Source organism: Peptococcaceae bacterium (assembly GCA_024655825.1).
Classification (GTDB): Bacteria; Bacillota; Peptococcia; order DRI-13; family PHAD01; genus JANLFJ01.
On record JANLFJ010000009.1, the window covers coordinates 21,943 to 40,599 of the forward strand.

Annotated in this window: 17 protein-coding genes; 14 read left to right on the forward strand and 3 right to left on the reverse strand. The window is 52.8% G+C overall.

Annotation, left to right across the window (positions count from 1 at the left end):
• Positions 1-10: 10 nt before the first annotated feature.
• The 6 genes from NUV48_05055 (at position 11) to lpdA (ending at position 6,063) form a co-directional block, all read left to right on the forward strand.
• Positions 11-973 carry a thiamine pyrophosphate-dependent dehydrogenase E1 component subunit alpha gene (locus NUV48_05055; protein ID MCR4441508.1) on the forward strand — a complete coding sequence of 321 codons (963 nt, stop codon included), beginning with the start codon at positions 11-13 and terminating at the stop codon, positions 971-973.
• A gap of 24 nt (positions 974-997) precedes the next feature.
• On the forward strand, positions 998-1,966 hold the full coding sequence (locus NUV48_05060) for an alpha-ketoacid dehydrogenase subunit beta (GenBank protein ID MCR4441509.1): 969 nt from the start codon (positions 998-1,000) through the stop codon (positions 1,964-1,966).
• Positions 1,967-2,079: 113 nt separating this feature from the next.
• On the forward strand, positions 2,080-3,099 hold the full coding sequence (locus tag NUV48_05065) for an NAD(+)/NADH kinase (protein ID MCR4441510.1): 1,020 nt from the start codon (positions 2,080-2,082) through the stop codon (positions 3,097-3,099).
• Positions 3,100-3,114: 15 nt separating this feature from the next.
• A complete protein-coding gene (locus NUV48_05070; protein ID MCR4441511.1) occupies positions 3,115-4,266 on the forward strand; it encodes a 2-oxo acid dehydrogenase subunit E2 in 1,152 nt (383 codons plus the stop codon).
• 72 nt (positions 4,267-4,338) lie between these two features.
• Positions 4,339-4,638, forward strand: coding sequence for a DUF6506 family protein (locus tag NUV48_05075; GenBank protein MCR4441512.1), 300 nt, complete (start codon positions 4,339-4,341; stop codon positions 4,636-4,638).
• Between the two features lie 24 nt (positions 4,639-4,662).
• Entirely contained in the window at positions 4,663-6,063 is a 1,401-nt protein-coding gene (gene lpdA / locus NUV48_05080) for a dihydrolipoyl dehydrogenase (GenBank protein ID MCR4441513.1), read from the forward strand.
• Between the two features lie 2 nt (positions 6,064-6,065).
• Here the strand turns inward: lpdA and ilvA are convergent, their stop codons facing one another.
• Entirely contained in the window at positions 6,066-7,313 is a 1,248-nt protein-coding gene (gene ilvA, locus NUV48_05085; protein ID MCR4441514.1) for a threonine ammonia-lyase IlvA, read from the reverse strand.
• A 553-nt stretch (positions 7,314-7,866) separates the two neighbouring features.
• Here ilvA and pfkA point away from each other — a divergent pair.
• The 6 genes from pfkA (at position 7,867) to NUV48_05115 (ending at position 12,405) form a co-directional block, all read left to right on the forward strand.
• A complete protein-coding gene (gene pfkA / locus NUV48_05090) occupies positions 7,867-8,829 on the forward strand; it encodes a 6-phosphofructokinase (GenBank protein MCR4441515.1) in 963 nt (320 codons plus the stop codon).
• Positions 8,830-8,860: 31 nt separating this feature from the next.
• The gene (locus NUV48_05095; protein MCR4441516.1) at positions 8,861-10,093 is read left to right on the forward strand and encodes a DEAD/DEAH box helicase; all 1,233 of its coding nucleotides are present in this window, start codon (positions 8,861-8,863) and stop codon (positions 10,091-10,093) included.
• Positions 10,086-10,322 (forward strand): hypothetical protein, encoded by a 237-nt coding sequence (locus tag NUV48_05100; GenBank protein ID MCR4441517.1) that lies wholly within the window; start codon positions 10,086-10,088, stop codon positions 10,320-10,322. The genes NUV48_05095 and NUV48_05100 overlap by 8 nt, the downstream gene beginning before the upstream one ends.
• A gap of 145 nt (positions 10,323-10,467) precedes the next feature.
• Positions 10,468-11,346, forward strand: coding sequence for a pyridoxal 5'-phosphate synthase lyase subunit PdxS (gene pdxS / locus NUV48_05105; GenBank protein MCR4441518.1), 879 nt, complete (start codon positions 10,468-10,470; stop codon positions 11,344-11,346).
• Complete coding sequence (gene pdxT / locus NUV48_05110; protein ID MCR4441519.1) at positions 11,340-11,972, forward strand: pyridoxal 5'-phosphate synthase glutaminase subunit PdxT; 633 nt, start codon at positions 11,340-11,342, stop codon at positions 11,970-11,972. The genes pdxS and pdxT overlap by 7 nt, the downstream gene beginning before the upstream one ends.
• A 34-nt stretch (positions 11,973-12,006) precedes the next feature.
• A complete protein-coding gene (locus tag NUV48_05115; GenBank protein MCR4441520.1) occupies positions 12,007-12,405 on the forward strand; it encodes a PaaI family thioesterase in 399 nt (132 codons plus the stop codon).
• A gap of 398 nt (positions 12,406-12,803) precedes the next feature.
• Here the strand turns inward: NUV48_05115 and NUV48_05120 are convergent, their stop codons facing one another.
• Both NUV48_05120 and NUV48_05125 read right to left on the reverse strand, forming a co-directional pair.
• Positions 12,804-13,334 (reverse strand): zinc ribbon domain-containing protein, encoded by a 531-nt coding sequence (locus NUV48_05120; protein ID MCR4441521.1) that lies wholly within the window; start codon positions 13,332-13,334, stop codon positions 12,804-12,806.
• 13 nt (positions 13,335-13,347) lie between these two features.
• Entirely contained in the window at positions 13,348-14,037 is a 690-nt protein-coding gene (locus NUV48_05125; protein ID MCR4441522.1) for a M48 family metallopeptidase, read from the reverse strand.
• Positions 14,038-14,269: 232 nt separating this feature from the next.
• On the opposite strand from NUV48_05125, the gene glgB reads away from it, so the two are divergent.
• Positions 14,270-16,159 (forward strand): 1,4-alpha-glucan branching protein GlgB, encoded by a 1,890-nt coding sequence (gene glgB / locus NUV48_05130; GenBank protein ID MCR4441523.1) that lies wholly within the window; start codon positions 14,270-14,272, stop codon positions 16,157-16,159.
• Between the two features lie 52 nt (positions 16,160-16,211).
• Positions 16,212-18,656 (forward strand): glycogen/starch/alpha-glucan phosphorylase, encoded by a 2,445-nt coding sequence (locus NUV48_05135; protein MCR4441524.1) that lies wholly within the window; start codon positions 16,212-16,214, stop codon positions 18,654-18,656.
• The last annotated feature ends 1 nt before the right edge of the window (position 18,657 follow it).

The window sequence follows — 18,657 nt, forward strand, 5'->3', positions numbered from 1 at the left end:
GGAGACATTGATGGAAATCACCAAGGAAAAACTGCTCGGCTTTTACAAAACAATGGTCACGATCAGAAAATTTGAAGAAAAGGCTTGCGAGCTGTTCGCCGCAGGCAAGCTCCCCGGTTTTGTCCACCTCTATATCGGGGAGGAAGCCGTGGCGACAGGAGTTTGCGCCAATTTGACGGACAAAGATTTTATTACCAGCACTCACCGTGGGCACGGGCACCTGATTGCCAAAGGCGGCAAACTGGACCTGATGATGGCTGAACTTTTCGGGAAGGCCACTGGCTACTGCAAGGGGAAAGGCGGTTCCATGCATATTGCCGATGTCGATCTGGGCATTTTGGGCGCCAACGGTATTGTGGGCGCGGGACAGCCGATAGCTACCGGCGCGGCGTTTGCCTGCAAGTACAAAAAGAGCGATGCCGTAGCGGTGTGTTTCCACGGCGACGGCGCATCAAACCGCGGGACTTTTCACGAATCTTTGAACATGGCCGCTATTTTCAAGCTGCCGGTCGTTTTTGTGTGCGAAAACAACATGTACGGCATATCCATTTCCCAGAAATACCATATGAACGTGAGCGACATTTCCGATCGCGCAGCGGCTTACGGCATTCCCGGGGTGACGGTGGACGGCAATGACGTGGTAGCCGTTTACGAGGCTGCCGCCGAAGCAATTCAGCGGGCCAGGAAAGGTGACGGTCCCAGCCTCATCGAGTGCAAGACATGGAGACAGAAGGGACATTTTGAAGGCGATCCCCAGAGTTACAAGAAACCGGAGGAACAGGCGGAGTGGCTGCAGAAAGACCCCATACCCAGGCTGGAGAAGAAACTCCTGGAGCTGAAATATGCCACCAAGGCGGACCTCGATAAAATTCAGGGAGAAACAGCCCAAAAAATTGAAGCCGCGGTCAAATTCGCCCAGAACAGTCCCGACCCCTCTCCGGAAGACGTGCTGACCGATGTTCTCGCAGGTTAGATTATTTTGAAAGGGTGAGAAAAAATGAAGATGACTTATGCTGAAGCCATGAGAGATGGCCTGCGTGTGGAAATGAAAAGAGACCCCAATGTCTATTTGGCCGGTGAAGACGTCGGTCCCTTCGGCGGATGTTTCGGCCAGGTCGCCGGGCTTTACCAGGAGTTCGGTCCCGGCCGGATAGTGGATACGCCGATCAGCGAAACGGCGATTGTCGGGCACGCCGTGGGCGCTGCTGCGGCAGGACTGCGGCCCGTGGTGGAAATCATGTTTATGGATTTCATGGGCGTGTGCATGGACGAGATCTTGAATCAGGCCGCCAAGATGCGCTATATGTTCGGCGGTAAGGCCAAACTTCCCATGGTTATCCGGACGCCGTGCGGCGGCGGTTTGGGTGCTGCGGCCCAGCATTCCCAGTGCCTGGAAGCATTGTTTACGCACATCCCCGGCATCAAAGTGGTAATGCCGGCTGAACCTGCCGACGCCAAAGGGTTGATGGCGGCAGCCATCCGTGACGACAACCCCGTGATTTATGTCGAGCACAAAATGCTTCTCGGGGTGCAAGGTGAAGTGCCGGAAGGCGAATTCGTCGTGCCGATTGGCCAAGCGGCGGTTAAACGGCCAGGGTCCGATGTGACGATAGTGGCCTGGTCGGGAATGGTGCCCAAGGCCGCGGCTGCCGCGGAAACCCTGGCCGGGGAAGAGATCAGCGCCGAGGTCATTGACCTTCGCACGCTCACACCGCTGGACAAAGACTGCATTTTGAAGTCGGTAGGCAAGACTGGCAGGCTGGTGATCGTGCACGAGGCCAACCTGACCGGCGGGTTTGGAGGAGAAATAGCGGCCATTGTTGCCGATGAAGGTTTTGACCTTCTGAATGCTCCCATCAAACGGGTAACGGCTCCGGATACCCCGGTTCCTTTCGCCACCGTGCTGGAAAAAGCTTACCTGCCCAGTGAAGAAAAGATCGTCAGGGCGGTAAAGGAACTGTTTTAAAGACGAAGGCGGTGGGCAGGCCCTGACACTGCCCACCATCTTTTCCCGGTCCGGTCTGGTATGTATTGAAAAGAGTTTGCCTGTTGTTTATTCTTAACTCAAGGAGGAAAAGAATGCCTACGGTTGGGATTATCGCCAATCCTGCTTCGGGGAAAGACATTCGCCGGCTTGTGGCTTACGGCACAGTTTTCGACAACCTGGAAAAAGTGAATATCGTTCGCCGGATCTTGCTTGGTCTGGCTGCGGCAGGGGTGAACAGGGCAGTGTACATGCCCGATTATTTTGGGATTGTCCCGAAAGCGGTTGAGGGACTGTACAGCGAACACCGCCTGTCTATGGAAATAGTTCCGGCTGACATCAGGCTTACCGGCACTCAGGTCGATTCGTACGAGGCCGCTCTGGAGATGGGGAGGTGGGCGGCAGGTTGCATAATCACGCTGGGCGGCGACGGGACAAACCGCATGGTGGCCAAGGGCTGCGGAGATACGCCCCTCCTTCCTGTTTCCACCGGCACAAACAACGTTTTTCCCCGGATGGTTGAGGGCACTATAGCCGGGCTGGCCGCCGGCGCGGTGGCTTGCGGCAAAGCAGGCGGCCCACAGGTGCTGAACCCCAGCAAAAAGCTGGTCATTTATAAAAACGGGGAACCCGTCGATATTGCCCTGATCGATGCCGTCGTTCTCAAGGACAAATTCATCGGTTCCCGGGCCATGTGGGAAGTAGACAGCCTGCGGCAGGCAGTCGTCACCAGGGGCGAAGCGCATAACATCGGGATTGCCTCTATTGCCGGCAACCTTGCGCCGGTCGGCGTAACGGAAAAAAAGGGGATGGTTCTGGAATTCGATCCGGAGAAGAAAGACGTGCTGGCGCCTATCGCGCCCGGCCTGATCGTGCCTGTGGGCATCAAGCGTTTTCGCTTGCTGGAAGTCGGCGAGCGGGTGGAGGTCGACTGTCGGCCATGCATCATTGCCCTGGATGGAGAAAGGGAAGTGGAACTGAAAGAAAGCGATGAGGCGTACATTGAACTGACCTTTGACGGGCCCAGGGTGGTGGATGTCAAGGCGGCTTTGAAAACGGCAGTAGAAAACAATTATTCCCGCTGCCGGGCGAGGGCGATTTTGGGGTCAGAATAAAGGAGTGAACGAGACATGTTTGAGATCAGGATGCCCAAGATGGGACTGACCATGACCACGGGTACTGTGGTTAAATGGCACAAGAAGGAAGGCGATCCAGTAAAAAAAGGCGAGGAGATCCTTGATATTTCCACCGAAAAGATCACCAATACAGTGGAAGCCCCGGCGGATGGGGTTTTAATAAAGATCATCGCGCCGGAAGGGACAGAACTTCCTATCGGCGGTTTGCTCGGCCTGATTGGCTCGCCCGGAGAGAAGGCCGGGGAGGAGATTTCCGGCGGGATAAAGGAAGCGGGAGGCGGCGAAAGGATCAAGATCACTCCTGCCGCCGCAAAGCTGGCCAGGGAAATGGGCGTCGATTGCACACTGCTGGCCGGTACCGGGCCGGGCGGGAGAATAACCAGGGAGGACGTGGAAAAGGCCGCCGCTCAAGTCCGCTCCGTCCAGGCGCCGTCAGAGGGCGGGGATAAAAAGCCGGTTTCCGGCGAGTTCATTCCCTATACGGGCATGCGCAAGGCGATCGGCGACAATATGAGCCGCAGCTGGGCTACGGCTCCCAAGGTAACGCACCATGTTTCGGTTGATGTTTCCAGGCTGCTGGAACTGCGTAAAATGATCAACGAGGACCTTGACGAGATGAGCAGGGTTTCGATCACCGACCTGTTGATAAAAATTGCGGCCAAGGCGCTGGAAATGAAGCCGTCGATCAATGTGTCGCTTGAGGGCGGCAGCATTAAGCTGTTCAAAGATATTAACATCGGGGTGGCTGTGGCCCTGGAGAATGGCCTGGTGGTTCCGGTCGTCAAGAACGCCGGCAAGAAAAGCCTGCTTCAGGTAAGCGCCAAGGTCAGGGAACTGGCGCAAAAAGCCAGGGAAAACAGGCTCAGCCTGGAGGAGATGAGCGGCGGCACCTTTACCATTACCAATCTTGGCGCTTACGGGTCGGTGGACTTTTTCACCCCGATCATCAACCAGCCGGAATCGGCTATCCTGGGAGTAGGAAGGGTAGTGCAGGCTCCGGCGGTTATCGAGGGGCAGGTAGTGCCGCGGCCCATGATGGGGCTTTCGCTTGCTTTCGACCATCGTGTCATTGACGGGGCGCCGGCCGCGGAATTCCTGGCGGTATTGATCAAAATGATTGAAAGACCGCTGGCGGCAATTCTATGAGACAGCGTCCTGAAAACAAAAGAACAGTATGTATATTCTAATATATAATATTAAAGAAAGGGTTGATTTGAAATGTTGAAGGCTGCGTTCATGTTTGTAGCGCCGGAGTCGTCTCCGGAAAAACACCGGGCGGTGGTTAAAACCCCCGCGGTGGAATTGACCGTAGTCGGTGTTAAGGATTACAGCGAGGCGGCCAGGACCGCCGCGCAGCTGGCGGATGACGGCAATGTCGCCATCGAGCTGTGCGCCGGTTTCGGCGTGGAAGGAACGGCTATAGTGAAGAAAGCGGTCAGGAACAAAGCCGTGGTCGGCGCGGTCCGTTTTGACAATCACCCGGGGCTTGAATTCAAAAGCGGGGACGACCTATTCTAACAATGGACAAAGGAGCAGGATTGGATGAAGAAACGCGTTGTTGTAATCGGCGGCGGTCCGGGCGGCTATGTGGCCGCCATAAGGGCGGCGCAGCTGGGAGCCGAAACACACCTTGTTGAGTCTGACAGGCTTGGCGGAACGTGCCTGAATGTAGGTTGCATACCCACGAAAGCGCTTTTGCATACGGCCGGGCTGTTCAGGGCGGTAAAGGAAGGGGCCAGGCACGGCCTGGCGGTTGACGGGGCCAGGATTGAATGGCCTGTGCTGATGAACCACAAAGAACAGGTTGTTAATCGCCTGGTGAAGGGAGTTGCCGGTCTTTTGACCGCCAACAAGGTCGGCGTTCACCAGGGGCGCGCCGTATTGCAGGATAGCCGCACGGTAAAAATCGAAGGAGAAAAAAGCACATCCCTTACGGCGGACATTATCGTGCTGGCGGTGGGTTCTTTGCCTGTGCGGCTTGAGTTTCCCGGGGCGGAACTCCCGGGAGTGATTGACAGCACCGCCGCCTTGAGCCTGCCCAAAGCGCCCTCGTCGTTGATTATAGTCGGCGGCGGCGTAATCGGAGCCGAATTTGCGGCCCTGTTCAGTTCCCTGGGAGCTAAAGTTGCGGTGGTCGAAATGCTGCCCCGCATCCTGGCGCCGATGGACGGCCAGCTTACGGCGGTAATCGAGAAAGAATTGAAGAAAATGGGCGTCAAAATTTTAACGGGAGCAAGGCTTGCCGGGGTAAAGCAAGACGGCGATAAGCTTTCGGCCCGGGTGATAATTGAAAACAAAGAAGAAACGCTGGAAGGAGAAAAAGTGCTTGTGGCTGTAGGCCGCCGCTCCAACACCGCCGGTTTGGGACTGGAGGAGCTTGGCATCGGCCTGGAAAAGGGAGCGGTCGCTGTCGATGATAACTTTGAGACAAGCGTACCGGGCGTTTACGCCATCGGCGACTGCAATGGCCGGGTGATGCTGGCCCATGCCGCTTCCGCCCAGGGGACAGCCGCTGTTGAACACGCGCTGGGTCACCGCGCAAGGTACAACCCCCAGGCAATACCTTCCTGTCTTTACACCAGCCCGGAGGCCGCGGCCGTCGGATTGACCGAGGAAGAAGCCGGAAGGCGAGGCTTGGACTACCGGGTTGGTTTGTTCCCGCTGGCCGGCAACGGCAAATCGCTTATTGAGGGGTGTGAAAACGGCCTGGTGAAGATAATAGCCGGGGCAAGGCACGGGGAAATCCTGGGAGCGCACATTGTCGGGCCAAGGGCCACGGATTTGATTGGAGAAATGGCGCTGGCAATGAACCTGGAGGCGACAGTGGATGAGCTGGTGGCCACGGTCCATGCTCATCCCACCGTCAGCGAAGCGCTGGCCGAAGCGGCCCTGGCCTTCAGCGGCAAGGCGATCCACTGGCCGCCGGGTTTAAAGGTTAAATAAGGTTAAATAAAGAGCCCGAACAGGTAGGGATGCTGGTTGACCGGCATGTACTGGATGCCTTTCCTGTTTAAATTCTGGATGAGGATTTCGTAGTCTTCCTTTTTGTTGAGCTCCACCCCCACCAGGGCGGGGCCTTTTTCTTTATTGTTGACCTTGGTGTATTCGAAATGGGTAATATCGTCGGTGGGGCCGAGAACTTCGGTGACAAACTCGCGCAGCGCTCCGGGACGCTGGGGAAAATTGACGATGAAGTAGTGTTTGAGCCCTTCCGCCAGGAGCGATTTTTCCTTGATTTCGGCGGTGCGTTCAATATCGTTGTTGCCCCCGCTGACGATGCAGACGACGTTTTTCCCCCTGATCTGCTCCCGGTAAAAATCAAGGGCGGCCACGGGCAGGGCTCCTGCAGGCTCGACAATGATGGCGCTGTCATTGTACATTTCCAGGATTTTGGTGCATACTTTCCCTTCCGGCACCAGGACTATATCGTCGAGTATTTTTTTGCAGATGTTGAAAGTGAGTTCTCCCACTCTCTTCACGGCAGCGCCGTCAACGAACTTGTCGATGTCCTCCAGGGTGATTATTTCATTTTTTTCCAGCGATCTCTTCATGGCGCAGGCCCCTTCCGGTTCCACGCCGATTATTTTCGTGCGGGGACTGATGCCTTTAATATAGGTTCCCACCCCGGAAACCAGGCCGCCGCCGCCGATGGCGGCAAAAACATAGTCAATCTCCTCTTCCATATCGTTCATTATTTCGATGCCGATGGTTCCCTGCCCGGCAATGACGCCGTAATCGTCAAACGGGTGTACGAAGACCTTGTTTTCCCGTTCCGCGTAAGCCCTCGCTTCGCTGGAAGAATCGTCAAAAGTGTCGCCGGTGAGCACAATGTTTACATATTGGCCGCCGAAGCGTTCGACCTGGCATACTTTTTGCCTGGGGGTGGTCACCGGCATAAAGATTGTGCCGGGAACCTGCAGGGCTTTGCAAGAATAAGCAACCCCCTGGGCATGGTTTCCGGCGCTGGCGCAGACCACCCCGGCGTTCAGGGATTCTTCGGCAATCGACCGCATCAGGTTGTAGGCCCCTCTTATTTTAAAAGACCTGACCACCTGCAAGTCCTCGCGCTTCAGGAAGACGCCGCACCCGTACTTCTCCGAAAGGATCTCGCTTTTCTGCAAAGGCGTTTTGTTGATTGTCCCCTTAAGGACCTGTCCGGCCTTGATTATTTCGGCAATGGTTAGTTTGTTCATTAATAAGCACACTCCTTATCCTTGATGAATATGCAGGTGTAATAAAAAACCTCTCCTCCCCGGGGTTGATTCCCTTAACCCTAGGGACGAGAGGTTTTCCCGTCGTACCACCCTAATTCTCCACTGGTTCGCACCAATGGACTCGACGAGTCGCAAGCTCTGAGAGCTTTTAAACTCCGGTCCGGTAACGGGGACCTCGCCCGTTTTCACGGGCTGCCGGCATCGCTTACTGGCATGATCGCCGTTTTCAGCTAGCAGTTCAGGAGTGATCATTGCATACCGTTTTGCTGCCGGTTCTCAGCGCAAGCCGGTTCTCTGTAAGCAAAGTTCGGGCATCTTTCTCTCCGTCGGAACTTTTCTCGTATGAATTTTATTAGTCACTATCATAAAGAAGGAAAAGCGAAATGTCAATCACTTAATCATTGTTTTTAATCATTGTTTTTCTGCTTGCTTTTGTTTTTTACTGGTATAATAAGCTTAAATATATGCCTGCCGGATCAAGTAAATAATAAAGCGGGATTGTTTTTATTAAACTATGAAGGGAGGTCTGTTAATGGTTAAGAGGATCGGGATCCTGACCAGCGGAGGCGACGCTCCGGGCATGAACGCGGCGATTAGGGCGGTGGTGCGTACGGCGATTTACCACCGCCTGGATGTTATCGGGATAAAGAGGGGTTACTGCGGTTTAATAAACGGGGAGTATACCAGAATGAACCTGGGCTCTGTGGCCGACATCATTCACCGGGGCGGCACCGTCCTGGGAACGGCCCGCTGCGAAGAGTTTTACAGGGAAGAGGGCCGCCACACCGCCCTTGAAAAAATGCGTGAAGCCGGCATCGACGGCCTTGTCGCGATCGGCGGCGATGGTACGTTCCGGGGGGCGGTAAGGCTTAACGAGATGGGAATGCCGACCATCGGGGTCCCCGGCACCATAGACAACGACATACCGTGCACCGACAGGACCATCGGCTTCGATACGGTGGTGAATACCGTCACTGACGCAATCAATAAAATAAGGGATACGGCCACCTCCCACGAGCGGATTTTCATCATCGAGGTTATGGGCAGGAATTCAGGGTGCATAGCCCTGGCTGCGGGGTTGGCCGGCGGGGCTGAATCAATCCTTATCCCGGAAATACCGTTGGATTTGAATGCGGTCGTGGAGAACATCAAGCGGGGAAAGGCCAGGGGAAAACGGCACAGCATCATCATCCTGGCCGAGGGAGTCGCCCACAGCCTGGAGATCACCGAGGAGATCAGGAGATTGACGGGGATGGACACGCGCCTGACTATCCTGGGTTACCTGCAGCGCGGGGGCAGCCCCACTGCTCAGGACCGCATCCTGGCGAGCCGCATGGGAGCCGAGGCTGTCCGCCTCTTAATGCGCGGGGAAAAGAGCAAGATGGTGGCCGCCGAAGGCGACCAAGTAAAGGGCATTGATCTGGAGTGGGTCTTGAGCCAGACGAAGGAAATAAATTACGAAGATTACCGCCTGGCGGGAGTCCTTTCGATCTAGAAACCGGAAACCGGGCAAAGGAGAATATTTCATGACGGAAGCACGGAACTTTGTTTCCTTGGGGATCAGGCCGGAGTTTCAAGAAATACTGGCCCTCCAAAATATTATCGTGCCGACAGAAGTACAGGCTAGAACCATACCCGCGATCCTTGCGGGGCGCAACCTTGTTGTCCAATCGCCGACAGGGACCGGCAAAACACTGGCTTATTTGCTTCCTCTTATGGAAAAAATCAGTATTGGAGGCAGGTATCTAGAAGTTCTGGTTCTCGCTCCCTCACGGGAACTTGCCGTCCAGGTGGTTGGGGTCGCGCGTGAACTGGCCGGGGAGCGGTTTAAAGCGGTCGCGCTTATCGGGGGAGCCAGCCAGGCCCGCCAGCTGGATGTCCTCAAGGAGAAGCCGCAAATAGCCGTAGGAACACCCGGCCGTGTGCTTGACCTCCTGAAAAAACGGAAGATTAACGCCCAGGCGGTGCGCGCCGTGGTGGTCGATGAGGCCGATAAGATGCTTTCCGCGGGGTTTATGAAGGATGTGGCGGCGATCTTGAAGGCGACCCTAAAAACGAGGCAGGTACTCTTTTTTTCAGCCACCATTTCCCGGGAAATAATTGAAAAAGCTCCCGGATTGATGCAGGAGCCGGAATTTATTATTATCGACAGCGGCGGCCGCATCCCGGCCTCTATCAGGCACCTTTACGTCATGTGCGACGGGACCAGGAGAACGGAAACTCTTTCCCGGCTGCTCAATTCTTTTCGACCCCGGAAATCACTGGTCTTTATCCAGCACAGCGAAGGGACGGGGCCTCTGGCCGGCCGGTTGCAGGAACTGGGATTTGCGGCGGCGGCACTTCACAGTGAACTTTCGCCGCTTCACCGCCGGGACGTGCTGCGGGCCTTTCGCCGGGGAAAGGCCGCGGTGCTGGTGACGACAGATCTTTTGGCCAGGGGTATGGATGTTGAAAACATCGAATTCGTTTTCAATTATGACCTCCCGCCGGACGAGGAATTTTACCTTCACCGCGCCGGGCGCACGGGCCGGGCAGGGAACCTCGGCACAGTTGTCACGCTGGTGGAAGAGAGACAGAAATTTGTAATCGCCAAGTTTGAAAAATACCTGAGAAGAAGATTTATCCAGGTTGGCCTTGATCGGGAAAACAGGGTTTTTGAGATCAAGTACCGGCATAAGAACAACAACTCTTCCCAAATGCGGCCGGGGGACAAGAAGGAAAATCCGAAGAAAGGCGGGTCCGGAGCGCTGGATGGATAAAAAAAAGCTCAAAGACATCGTTTTGATGGCCCTGGGATGGTTTTTTCTCTTGCTTGGCGTGGTTGGCCTGTTTTTGCCCGTACTGCAGGGAATCCTCTTCATAATAATCGGCCTGTACTTTCTTTCAAAAAAGTCACGCTGGGCCAAGAACTTGCTGTTCAGGTTTAAATCCAGGTACCCGGCGGTTTATGAAAGATTGAAGGAGCTGAAACGCAAGCTCAAGCGTTAAAGGCAAACGAGAATGGCCTTATCTGTCCTGCTCATTATATGCTAAACTGTCTCTTTTAATATGGTCACCGGTTTAATATATTAAAAATAAATATCAATACAGGTAACCATACTAATGAAGAGAATGATTTGCGGGGGTAGGAACAATGAATGAGCGGTATGAATTAAACAAAAATTTGGCCCAGATGCTAAAAGGCGGAGTAATCATGGATGTGACCAGCGCCAAGGAAGCGGAAATCGCCCAGGAGGCGGGGGCGGTCGCCGTGATGGCCCTGGAGAGGGTGCCTGCCGATATCAGAAAACAGGGCGGCGTGGCCAGGATGTCGGATCCTAAGGTTATTAAAGAAATCAAAAACGCGGTTACGATTCCCGTTATGGCCAAGGTTAGAATTGGTCATTTCGTAGAGGCCCAAATCCTTGAAGCGCTGGGAATTGACTATATTGATGAAAGCGAGGTTTTAACCCCAGCTGATGAAATGTACCATATCGACAAGCATAGTTTTAGAATTCCTTTCGTTTGCGGCGCAAAAAACTTGGGAGAAGCCTTAAGAAGGATTGGCGAGGGAGCCGCCATGATCAGGACCAAGGGAGAGGCTGGTACGGGAAATATAGTCGAAGCCGTAAGGCACATGAGAACCATCATGTCGGAAATAAGGAGACTTAAAAACCTTCCCCCAGAGGAACTGATGACTGCGGCAAAAGAAATGGCTGCTCCCTATGATTTGGTGGTAAGAGTGGCTGAAGAGGGCAGGCTGCCGGTGGTAAATTTTGCAGCAGGCGGAATAGCAACTCCGGCTGATGCCGCTTTGATGATGCAGTTAGGCAGTGAGGGAGTGTTTGTCGGTTCTGGAATTTTCAAATCTTCCGATCCTAAAAAAAGAGCCAGGGCTATAGTCAAAGCAACCACGTACTACGACCGGCCTGAAATTATTGCCGAAGTGTCGGAAGACCTGGGCGAAGCCATGCCCGGCATGGAAATATCCCAGATATCACCTGAAAAAATCCTTTCCACCAGGGGATGGTAATAGTGATCAATATCGGCGTTCTCGCCATGCAGGGTTCTGTTAACGAACATCTCCGCATGCTGTCGAGAATCCGGGGAATAAACCCATGCGAAGTAAGGCTTGAGTCTGATTTGGAAATGGTATCCGGCTTGATACTGCCCGGCGGCGAAAGCACTACTATCGGCAGGCTGCTTAAAGATTCCGGGTTGGACGAAAAAATAATAAAAAGGGCTCATGAAGGGATGCCTCTTTGGGGCACTTGCGCAGGCATGATTCTCCTGGCTAAAGAAATAGTGAACGAGAATTACTTCCATTTGGGATTGATGGATATAGTGGTGAGGAGAAATGCCTATGGGGGACAATTGAACAGTTTTATTTCGAAAATGAAAGTCCCGCAAGTCTCTAACGATGTTATTCCCCTGGTCTTTATCAGGGCTCCCTGGGTGGAGCGGGTAGGCGGGAACGTTAAAGTCCTGGCTAAATTCAATGGCAGGATAATTGCGGTACAACAGAATAACCTGCTGGCTACTTCGTTTCATCCCGAATTAACTGGCGATCTTTCTTTTCACCAGTATTTTGTTAAAATTGTTGAAAGATATAAGCAAGACAAAAAGGCTGCTCTACAGCTGCCTTTTTGTGGGGGATAGAGTTAGCTTGAAAGGGGAAAGGATGAGCAATGAAATGAATAAAATAGCAAAATTTTTTGAAAGAGACAGGTTCGCTGCTTTTGCCGGGATAAGGCTTGTTGAGGTTGAGCCGGGCCGCGCAGTAGCCGAGATGGAAATTTCGGATAATCATTTGAATGCCGTAGATGTTGTTCAGGGCGGCGCAATATTCACCCTGGCGGATTTTGCCTTTGCGGCCGCTTCAAATTCGCACGGGCAGGTTGCGCTGGCAATTAACGCCAACATATCGTATTTTCACCCGGCCAGGGGGCAAAAACTGACTGCTGAAGCTAAGGAGGTTTCAGCGAGCAACAAGCTGGCCAGCTATAACGTCGATGTATTTGATGATGATAAGAAGCTGGTGGCCAGGTTTAGCGGGATGGTCTACCGGAAGAAGGACCGGATCGAATTTTGAAAAAAAACTAATCCAAGGGAGGTCTGAGCAATATGCTGGATATTTTGCTGAAAAGAAGGAGCATAAGAGAATATCATAGGACTGCAAGGATTTGACAGCGATGAAATAAACAACGGCAGCCATTGCACCGCTGGCCAGAAGGCCAAGTACATCCCCCATCAGCAGGCTTAAAACGGCCAACGCAGCCAGAGCACCTGAAAAATAGGTGGCTTGTTTTATGGCTTCCCGGAAATGATCTCCTGTTTTGGCTTGGGATGCAGCTGCTCCACTCGCGGCCGGTGGGGCGTAGGGGCCGGATTTTATTCTTGCACCACAGGAAGAACAGAAGGAATCGCTTTGCTCCACTTTGTTTCCGCATTGTTCGCAGTAAGGCATATTAGCGCCTCCTTGTTATCGTGCTATTTAACGGGTGTTCCGCAGTTGGAACAGAACTTGGCGTTTTCAGCATAGGTTGCTCCGCAGTTGCGGCATATGTTGGCCGGTTGTTCAACTCCGCCGGTAGGCGCCGGTTCGCCACACGCGCCGCAAAATTTCGCTTGAGGGTTAAGGGCAGTCCCGCATTTTGCGCAAGGATTGCCGGCGTAAAAGGCGCCGCCGGACTGAATTGCCGGCGCAGCGTAAAGGAATGATTCCATGGTTTCCAGGAGACGGTTTATTTCACGCCGCGACTGGCCGTAATCAATCACCTGCCCCCTGCTTTTGCTCTCAATGCTGATCGCGGTTTTTCCCGGTTCAAGCTCTGTCAGCCTGATGCTCATCGCGACTCCGAAGGGACATAGGACAGATACGCCGCTCTTGGTTTCCAGCACTCCCTGTTTCTGGTCGCTTGACTGCACAGTCCAGTTCAGTTTGCTGCAAGCTTGGGTTATTGCCTCCCAAGACTTGTCCAGCGGTGCGGAGTATGTTCTTGTTTCATGTTTGACTGACATTCCCACAACTCCTTTATTTTTTTATTTTAATGCCGCACCCGGCACAAAACTGGGCATCGGCATTTATTCTTTGGCCGCAGTTGACGCAGAACAGGGGTGGTTGTTGACCGGCTTGACTGCCGGGGGTAGGCTTGCCGCTTATAATATCGAGGTACTCGCTGGTGTCCATCCATTTCAAAAGCTCGGCGGAACGCATCACCGTCCAGGGATGGTTTTGGCTGGCAATGACCAGGAATTTGGCGATGCGGTCAAGCGTATCATAGTCATAGCCTTCAAATTCCCGGGACTGCTGGATGAATTCTTCAACGACAAGGGAGTTATAATACTTGAGCGGTACTCCGGCCATCTTTATGAAAGCGCTGACAGCATCATCGATACTTTGACAGGTAAGTAGTCCCGCCCGATCGGCTGTAAATTCCGACATCCTGGCCCAATGCAGCAGCGCCAGTTGCAATCCGGCCGAAAACAGCTCTCCGACGCCCAGGGTGGCTTTGCCTATTATCTCGCCCAGGATGGGGATGACCTTGGCCATCTGGTGATAAAGTACGTGCCTGCTTTTTATATGTCCCAGCTCATGCCCGATAATAAAAAGAAGCTCGTTGCGGTTCATCAGGTCAACGCAGCCGGAGAAGAGAACAACGAGAGGCTTTTCAACACCCATGGTCATGGCGTTGATCTGGTAGTCCCATTTGAATTGAACCATGGTTATTCATTAAGGAAATATTGTCCCCGGGGTCCAGATCAATATTTCCGCAGATAAAAACGAGGGGAAGACGCGCGAAATAATAGCGTTAAGCGCGTCTTCTTAATTTTCCGGGAGGCGCTAAATTTTACGGGCATTTGGGCGTTTGGGCGGGTTTAGCGAGGATGTTTTCGTGGCAAGATATATGGATGTAAACAAAAACTTATGGCTGTTGAAAGGCAGGACAGGAAGAATGACCCCTGGCTATCCCACACCTCACGACAGGTACTTGTTTCACCAGGGCACCCTGTATAAGAGTTACCAAATGATGGGAGCCCACTTGCGGGAAGAGGGCGGCAAAAAAGGCGTGCGTTTCACCGTGTGGGCGCCCAACGCCCGCTCGGTCGGCGTGGCAGGAGACTTTAACCGGTGGGACGGCGAAAGGCATGCCATGCAAAAGGTTGAGGAATCAGGGCTTTGGACTATTTTCATTCCCGGGCTGGGAGAAGGAGAGAAATACAAATACCAGATCATGACCCATTACGGCGAATCGCTGCTGAAAGCCGACCCCTATGCCTTTTATGCCGAACTGCGGCCAAGGTCGGCCTCCATAGTATACAGCCTGGAGGGCTACGAATGGCACGACCGGGAATGGCTGGAACGCCGGCAACAACAGGCCGTGTATGACCAGCCGGTCAATATCTACGAGGTTCATTTGGGTTCCTGGAAACAAAAAAAGGACGGGTCGTTTTACACGTACAGGGAACTGGCCCATGAGCTGGTCGATTATGCCGCGGAAATGGGTTACACCCACCTGCAGGTCCTTCCTATAATGGAGCACCCTTATGACGGTTCTTGGGGTTACCAGACAACGGGTTACTATGCCGTGACCAGCCGTTACGGCACTCCCCACGACTTCATGTACTTTATCGACTGCTGCCACCAGCGGGGTCTGGGCGTAATCCTGGACTGGGTCCCCGCTCATTTCTGCCGGGACGGGCACGGCCTGATCAACTTTGACGGCACCCGCCTTTACGAGGCTGAAGAGCTTTACGGTTGGGGCACCCTGCGCTTCGATTACGGCAGGCCGGAGGTGATGAGCTTTCTCATTTCCAATGCCGTCTTCTGGTTTGATGTGTTTCACGTGGACGGATTGAGGGTGGACGCCGTGGCGAGCATGCTGTACCTGGACTACGGCAAGGAGCCCGGGCAGTGGATACCAAACAGGTACGGGGGAAACGGCAACCTGGAAGCGATAGCCTTTCTCAAAAAGCTTAACGAAACAGTGTTCTCTTATTTCCCCAATGTCATGATGGTGGCGGAAGAATCCACGGAATGGCCTTTCGTAACTGGTCCCACGTATATCGGTGGGCTGGGATTCAATTACAAGTGGAACATGGGGTGGATGAACGACGTGCTTGTCTACATGCAAAAGGACCCGATTTACCGGTCCTGGCACCACGACCTGCTCACCTTCTCCTTTCTTTACGCTTTTTCGGAGAATTTCATATTGCCCATGTCCCATGACGAAGTTGTTCACGGAAAAAGGTCGTTGATTGAAAAAATGCCGGGCGATTACTGGCAAAAATTTGCCAATTTGCGCGTTTTCCTCGGTTATATGATGTCCCATCCAGGCAAAAAGCTGCTCTTTATGGGTGGGGAGTTTGCCCAGTTTATTGAATGGCGGTATTACGAGGGACTGGAATGGAATCTCCTGGATTTCGAGATGCACAGAAAATTCCATCACTATGTTAAAAGCCTGAACCTGCTGTACCGGGAACGCAGGGCCCTTTGGGAACAGGACCACGGGTGGGAAGGTTTCGAGTGGATTGATTGCCATAACAACTCGCAAAGCATCATCCTGTTCAGGAGAAAGGGAAAAAAGCGAGAAGACGACCTGCTGGTTCTATGCAATTTTACCCCCCAGTACTACGAAGGTTTCCGCATCGGAGTACCAGCTGACGGGTTTTATGAAGAGATTTTTAACAGCGACCTGGAACATTATGGCGGTTCGGGCAAAAAGAATTCCGGCCGGTTGAAGGCTGAAAAAATTCCTTGGCATAGCCGGCCCCATTCCCTGGAAATCAAAGTTCCGCCGCTGGCTTTTGTCCTCTTTAAAAAGGTTGGCGAAAATAAAAATTGACACCTCTGGGGAACAATAAAAATACTAGCTGTTTCACGAGCGAGGGTTGATAATGCTGGCAGACGCAGGTGGTTTTAAAAAAAAATTCAAGGAAAGGTTTCTTTCTTTATACGGCAAGGACTTTACGCAGGGCAGCCCAATCCAGCATTTCATGACGCTGGCCAGCATGGTCCGCGATGAGATTAGCAGGAATCTGCATGAAACTGGGCAAATCTATGGCCGCAGCCGGGAGAAAAAAATGTATTATTTTTCCATCGAATTCTTACCCGGCCGTTTTCTCATGACTTATCTTCATTACCTGGGCGTCAAGGAGACGGTGGAAAAAGGGCTTGCGGAACTAGGAATAAGCCTGGACATAATTAAAGACCAGGAACAGGACCCCGGTCTTGGGAACGGGGGGTTGGGCAGGCTGGCTTCCGCTTTTCTCGATTCACTGGCTTCATTGGGCATGCCGGGATTTGGCTGCGGCATCCGCTACCGCTACGGCCTTTTTGAACAAAAAATTGTCAACAAGGAACAGGTGGAATTGCCCGACAACTGGCTGCAGGACGGCTGCCCCTGGGAATACCGGAGGCCGGAAGAGGCTGAAACAGTGAAATTCGGCGGTCATGTCAGTATTCACTTCCATAACGGCAAGCCTTTTTTCATCCATGAAAACTACGAGTCAATAAGGGCTGTCCCGTATGACATCCCCATTCTCGGCTACCGCAACAATGCGGCCAATGTGCTGCGCATCTGGAGCGCGGAAGCGGAAAACATCGATTTCGAATTTCACACCTTTTCGCGCGGGGAGTACGCCCGGGCCTTCGCTGACAAAATATACGCGGAATCTATCTCCCAGGTGCTTTATCCCGACGACAGCACTTTTGAGGGCAGAAAACTTCGTTTGAAACAGTCCTACTTTTTTGTTTCGGCCGGGCTCCAGAGCATCGTCCGCCAGTTTAAAAAAGAAAAGGGCAGGATGAAAAACTTTCATGAAAAAATTGCGGTCCATATCAACGATACCCATCCCGCTGTGGCTGTCGCCGAACTGATGAGGATACTTCTCGACGAGGAAGGCATGGAGTGGGATGAAGCCTGGTTGATAACGACGCGCACGATTTCCTATACCAACCATACACTCCTTCCCGAGGCCCTGGAGAGATGGCCGGTCGACCTTTTTCGGGAGCTCCTGCCGCGCATTTACATGATAGTGGAAGAAATCAATAACAGGCTGTGCCGCGAGGTGACGAATAAAGCTGAAAGGCCGCTGGAAATACTGAGGGACGTAGCGATCATCGGAGACGGCTGCATCAAAATGGCTAACCTGGCTATTGTGGGGAGCCACAGTGTCAACGGTGTCGCCAGGCTGCACACACAAATACTGAAAAACCGGGTAATGAACAGTTTTAACGAGCTTTACCCGGGCAAGTTTAACAACAAGACGAACGGCATTACCCACAGGCGCTGGCTGTTAGTGACCAATCCCTGGTTGAACGAGTTTTTGCTGGAAACCATCGGGACGGGGTGGCTTAATGACCCCAACGAACTGGAAAAGCTTGCGGCTTTCGTGGATGAACCTGCCGCCCAGGAAGGGATTGAAAGGGTAAAACTGCGCAACAAGGAAAGGCTGGCCAGGTTTATACAGGAAAAATACGGCGTTACCGTTGATCCACATTCTATTTTCGATATTCATATAAAGAGGATTCACATGTACAAAAGGCAGCTTCTTAATGCCTTTCATATCTTGGACCTCTACAACCGCCTGCGAGAAAAGCCCGATCTGGACATTGTCCCGCGGACGTTCATCTTTGGCGGGAAAGCGGCTCCCGCTTATTTCCTGGCCAAGCGCGTCATCAAGCTCATCAATACGATGGCCGACCTGATCAACCATGACCAAAGGATTAAAGAAAAAATAAAAATCGTTTTCCTGGAAAACTACAATGTTTCTCTGGCCGAACTCGCTTTTCCCGCCGCTGATGTAAGCGAACAGATTTCCACCGCCAGCAGGGAAGCTTCAGGCACCGGCAACATGAAATTCATGATGAACGGGGCGGTAACTATTGGGACCATGGACGGGGCCAACATCGAGATTATGGAGCGGGTGGGACCGGATAATTTCATTGTCTTTGGACTGACGGCGGAGGAGGTTTTGAATTATTACGCCTTTGGCGGGTACAGCGCTTGGGAGATTTACTGCGAGGACACCAGGGTCAAAAAGATCTGCGACCAGCTGGTGAACGGTTTTCTTCCGGGAGGCTTTCAGGCAATATTTGATTACCTGTTTCACCACAATGACGAGTTCTTTGTCTTGAAGGATTTTGCTTCTTACGTGGATGCCCAAAACAGGCTTATGGAAAAATTTAAGGATAAACAGAATTGGAGCAGGATGCGCCTGCAAAACATCGCTCATTCCGGTTTCTTTTCCAGCGACAGGACGATCAGCGAATATGCGCAGGAAATCTGGAAAATAAAACCTGTCATGGCGAAGAAAGCGTTTAACCCCTTAAAAAAATAAA

Excerpts from the sequence above, each read along its gene's own strand:
- NUV48_05055 (MCR4441508.1), top strand. The coding sequence starts at position 11 with ATGGAAATCACCAAGGAAAAACTGCTCGGCTTTTACAAAACAATGGTC.
- NUV48_05060 (MCR4441509.1), top strand. The coding sequence starts at position 998 with ATGAAGATGACTTATGCTGAAGCCATGAGAGATGGCCTGCGTGTGGAA.
- NUV48_05065 (MCR4441510.1), top strand. The coding sequence starts at position 2,080 with ATGCCTACGGTTGGGATTATCGCCAATCCTGCTTCGGGGAAAGACATT.
- NUV48_05070 (MCR4441511.1), top strand. The coding sequence starts at position 3,115 with ATGTTTGAGATCAGGATGCCCAAGATGGGACTGACCATGACCACGGGT.
- NUV48_05075 (MCR4441512.1), top strand. The coding sequence starts at position 4,339 with ATGTTGAAGGCTGCGTTCATGTTTGTAGCGCCGGAGTCGTCTCCGGAA.
- lpdA (MCR4441513.1), top strand. The coding sequence starts at position 4,663 with ATGAAGAAACGCGTTGTTGTAATCGGCGGCGGTCCGGGCGGCTATGTG.
- ilvA (MCR4441514.1), bottom strand. The coding sequence starts at position 7,313 with ATGAACAAACTAACCATTGCCGAAATAATCAAGGCCGGACAGGTCCTT.
- pfkA (MCR4441515.1), top strand. The coding sequence starts at position 7,867 with ATGGTTAAGAGGATCGGGATCCTGACCAGCGGAGGCGACGCTCCGGGC.
- NUV48_05095 (MCR4441516.1), top strand. The coding sequence starts at position 8,861 with ATGACGGAAGCACGGAACTTTGTTTCCTTGGGGATCAGGCCGGAGTTT.
- NUV48_05100 (MCR4441517.1), top strand. The coding sequence starts at position 10,086 with ATGGATAAAAAAAAGCTCAAAGACATCGTTTTGATGGCCCTGGGATGG.
- pdxS (MCR4441518.1), top strand. The coding sequence starts at position 10,468 with ATGAATGAGCGGTATGAATTAAACAAAAATTTGGCCCAGATGCTAAAA.
- pdxT (MCR4441519.1), top strand. The coding sequence starts at position 11,340 with ATGGTAATAGTGATCAATATCGGCGTTCTCGCCATGCAGGGTTCTGTT.
- NUV48_05115 (MCR4441520.1), top strand. The coding sequence starts at position 12,007 with ATGAATAAAATAGCAAAATTTTTTGAAAGAGACAGGTTCGCTGCTTTT.
- NUV48_05120 (MCR4441521.1), bottom strand. The coding sequence starts at position 13,334 with ATGTCAGTCAAACATGAAACAAGAACATACTCCGCACCGCTGGACAAG.
- NUV48_05125 (MCR4441522.1), bottom strand. The coding sequence starts at position 14,037 with ATGGTTCAATTCAAATGGGACTACCAGATCAACGCCATGACCATGGGT.
- glgB (MCR4441523.1), top strand. The coding sequence starts at position 14,270 with ATGACCCCTGGCTATCCCACACCTCACGACAGGTACTTGTTTCACCAG.
- NUV48_05135 (MCR4441524.1), top strand. The coding sequence starts at position 16,212 with ATGCTGGCAGACGCAGGTGGTTTTAAAAAAAAATTCAAGGAAAGGTTT.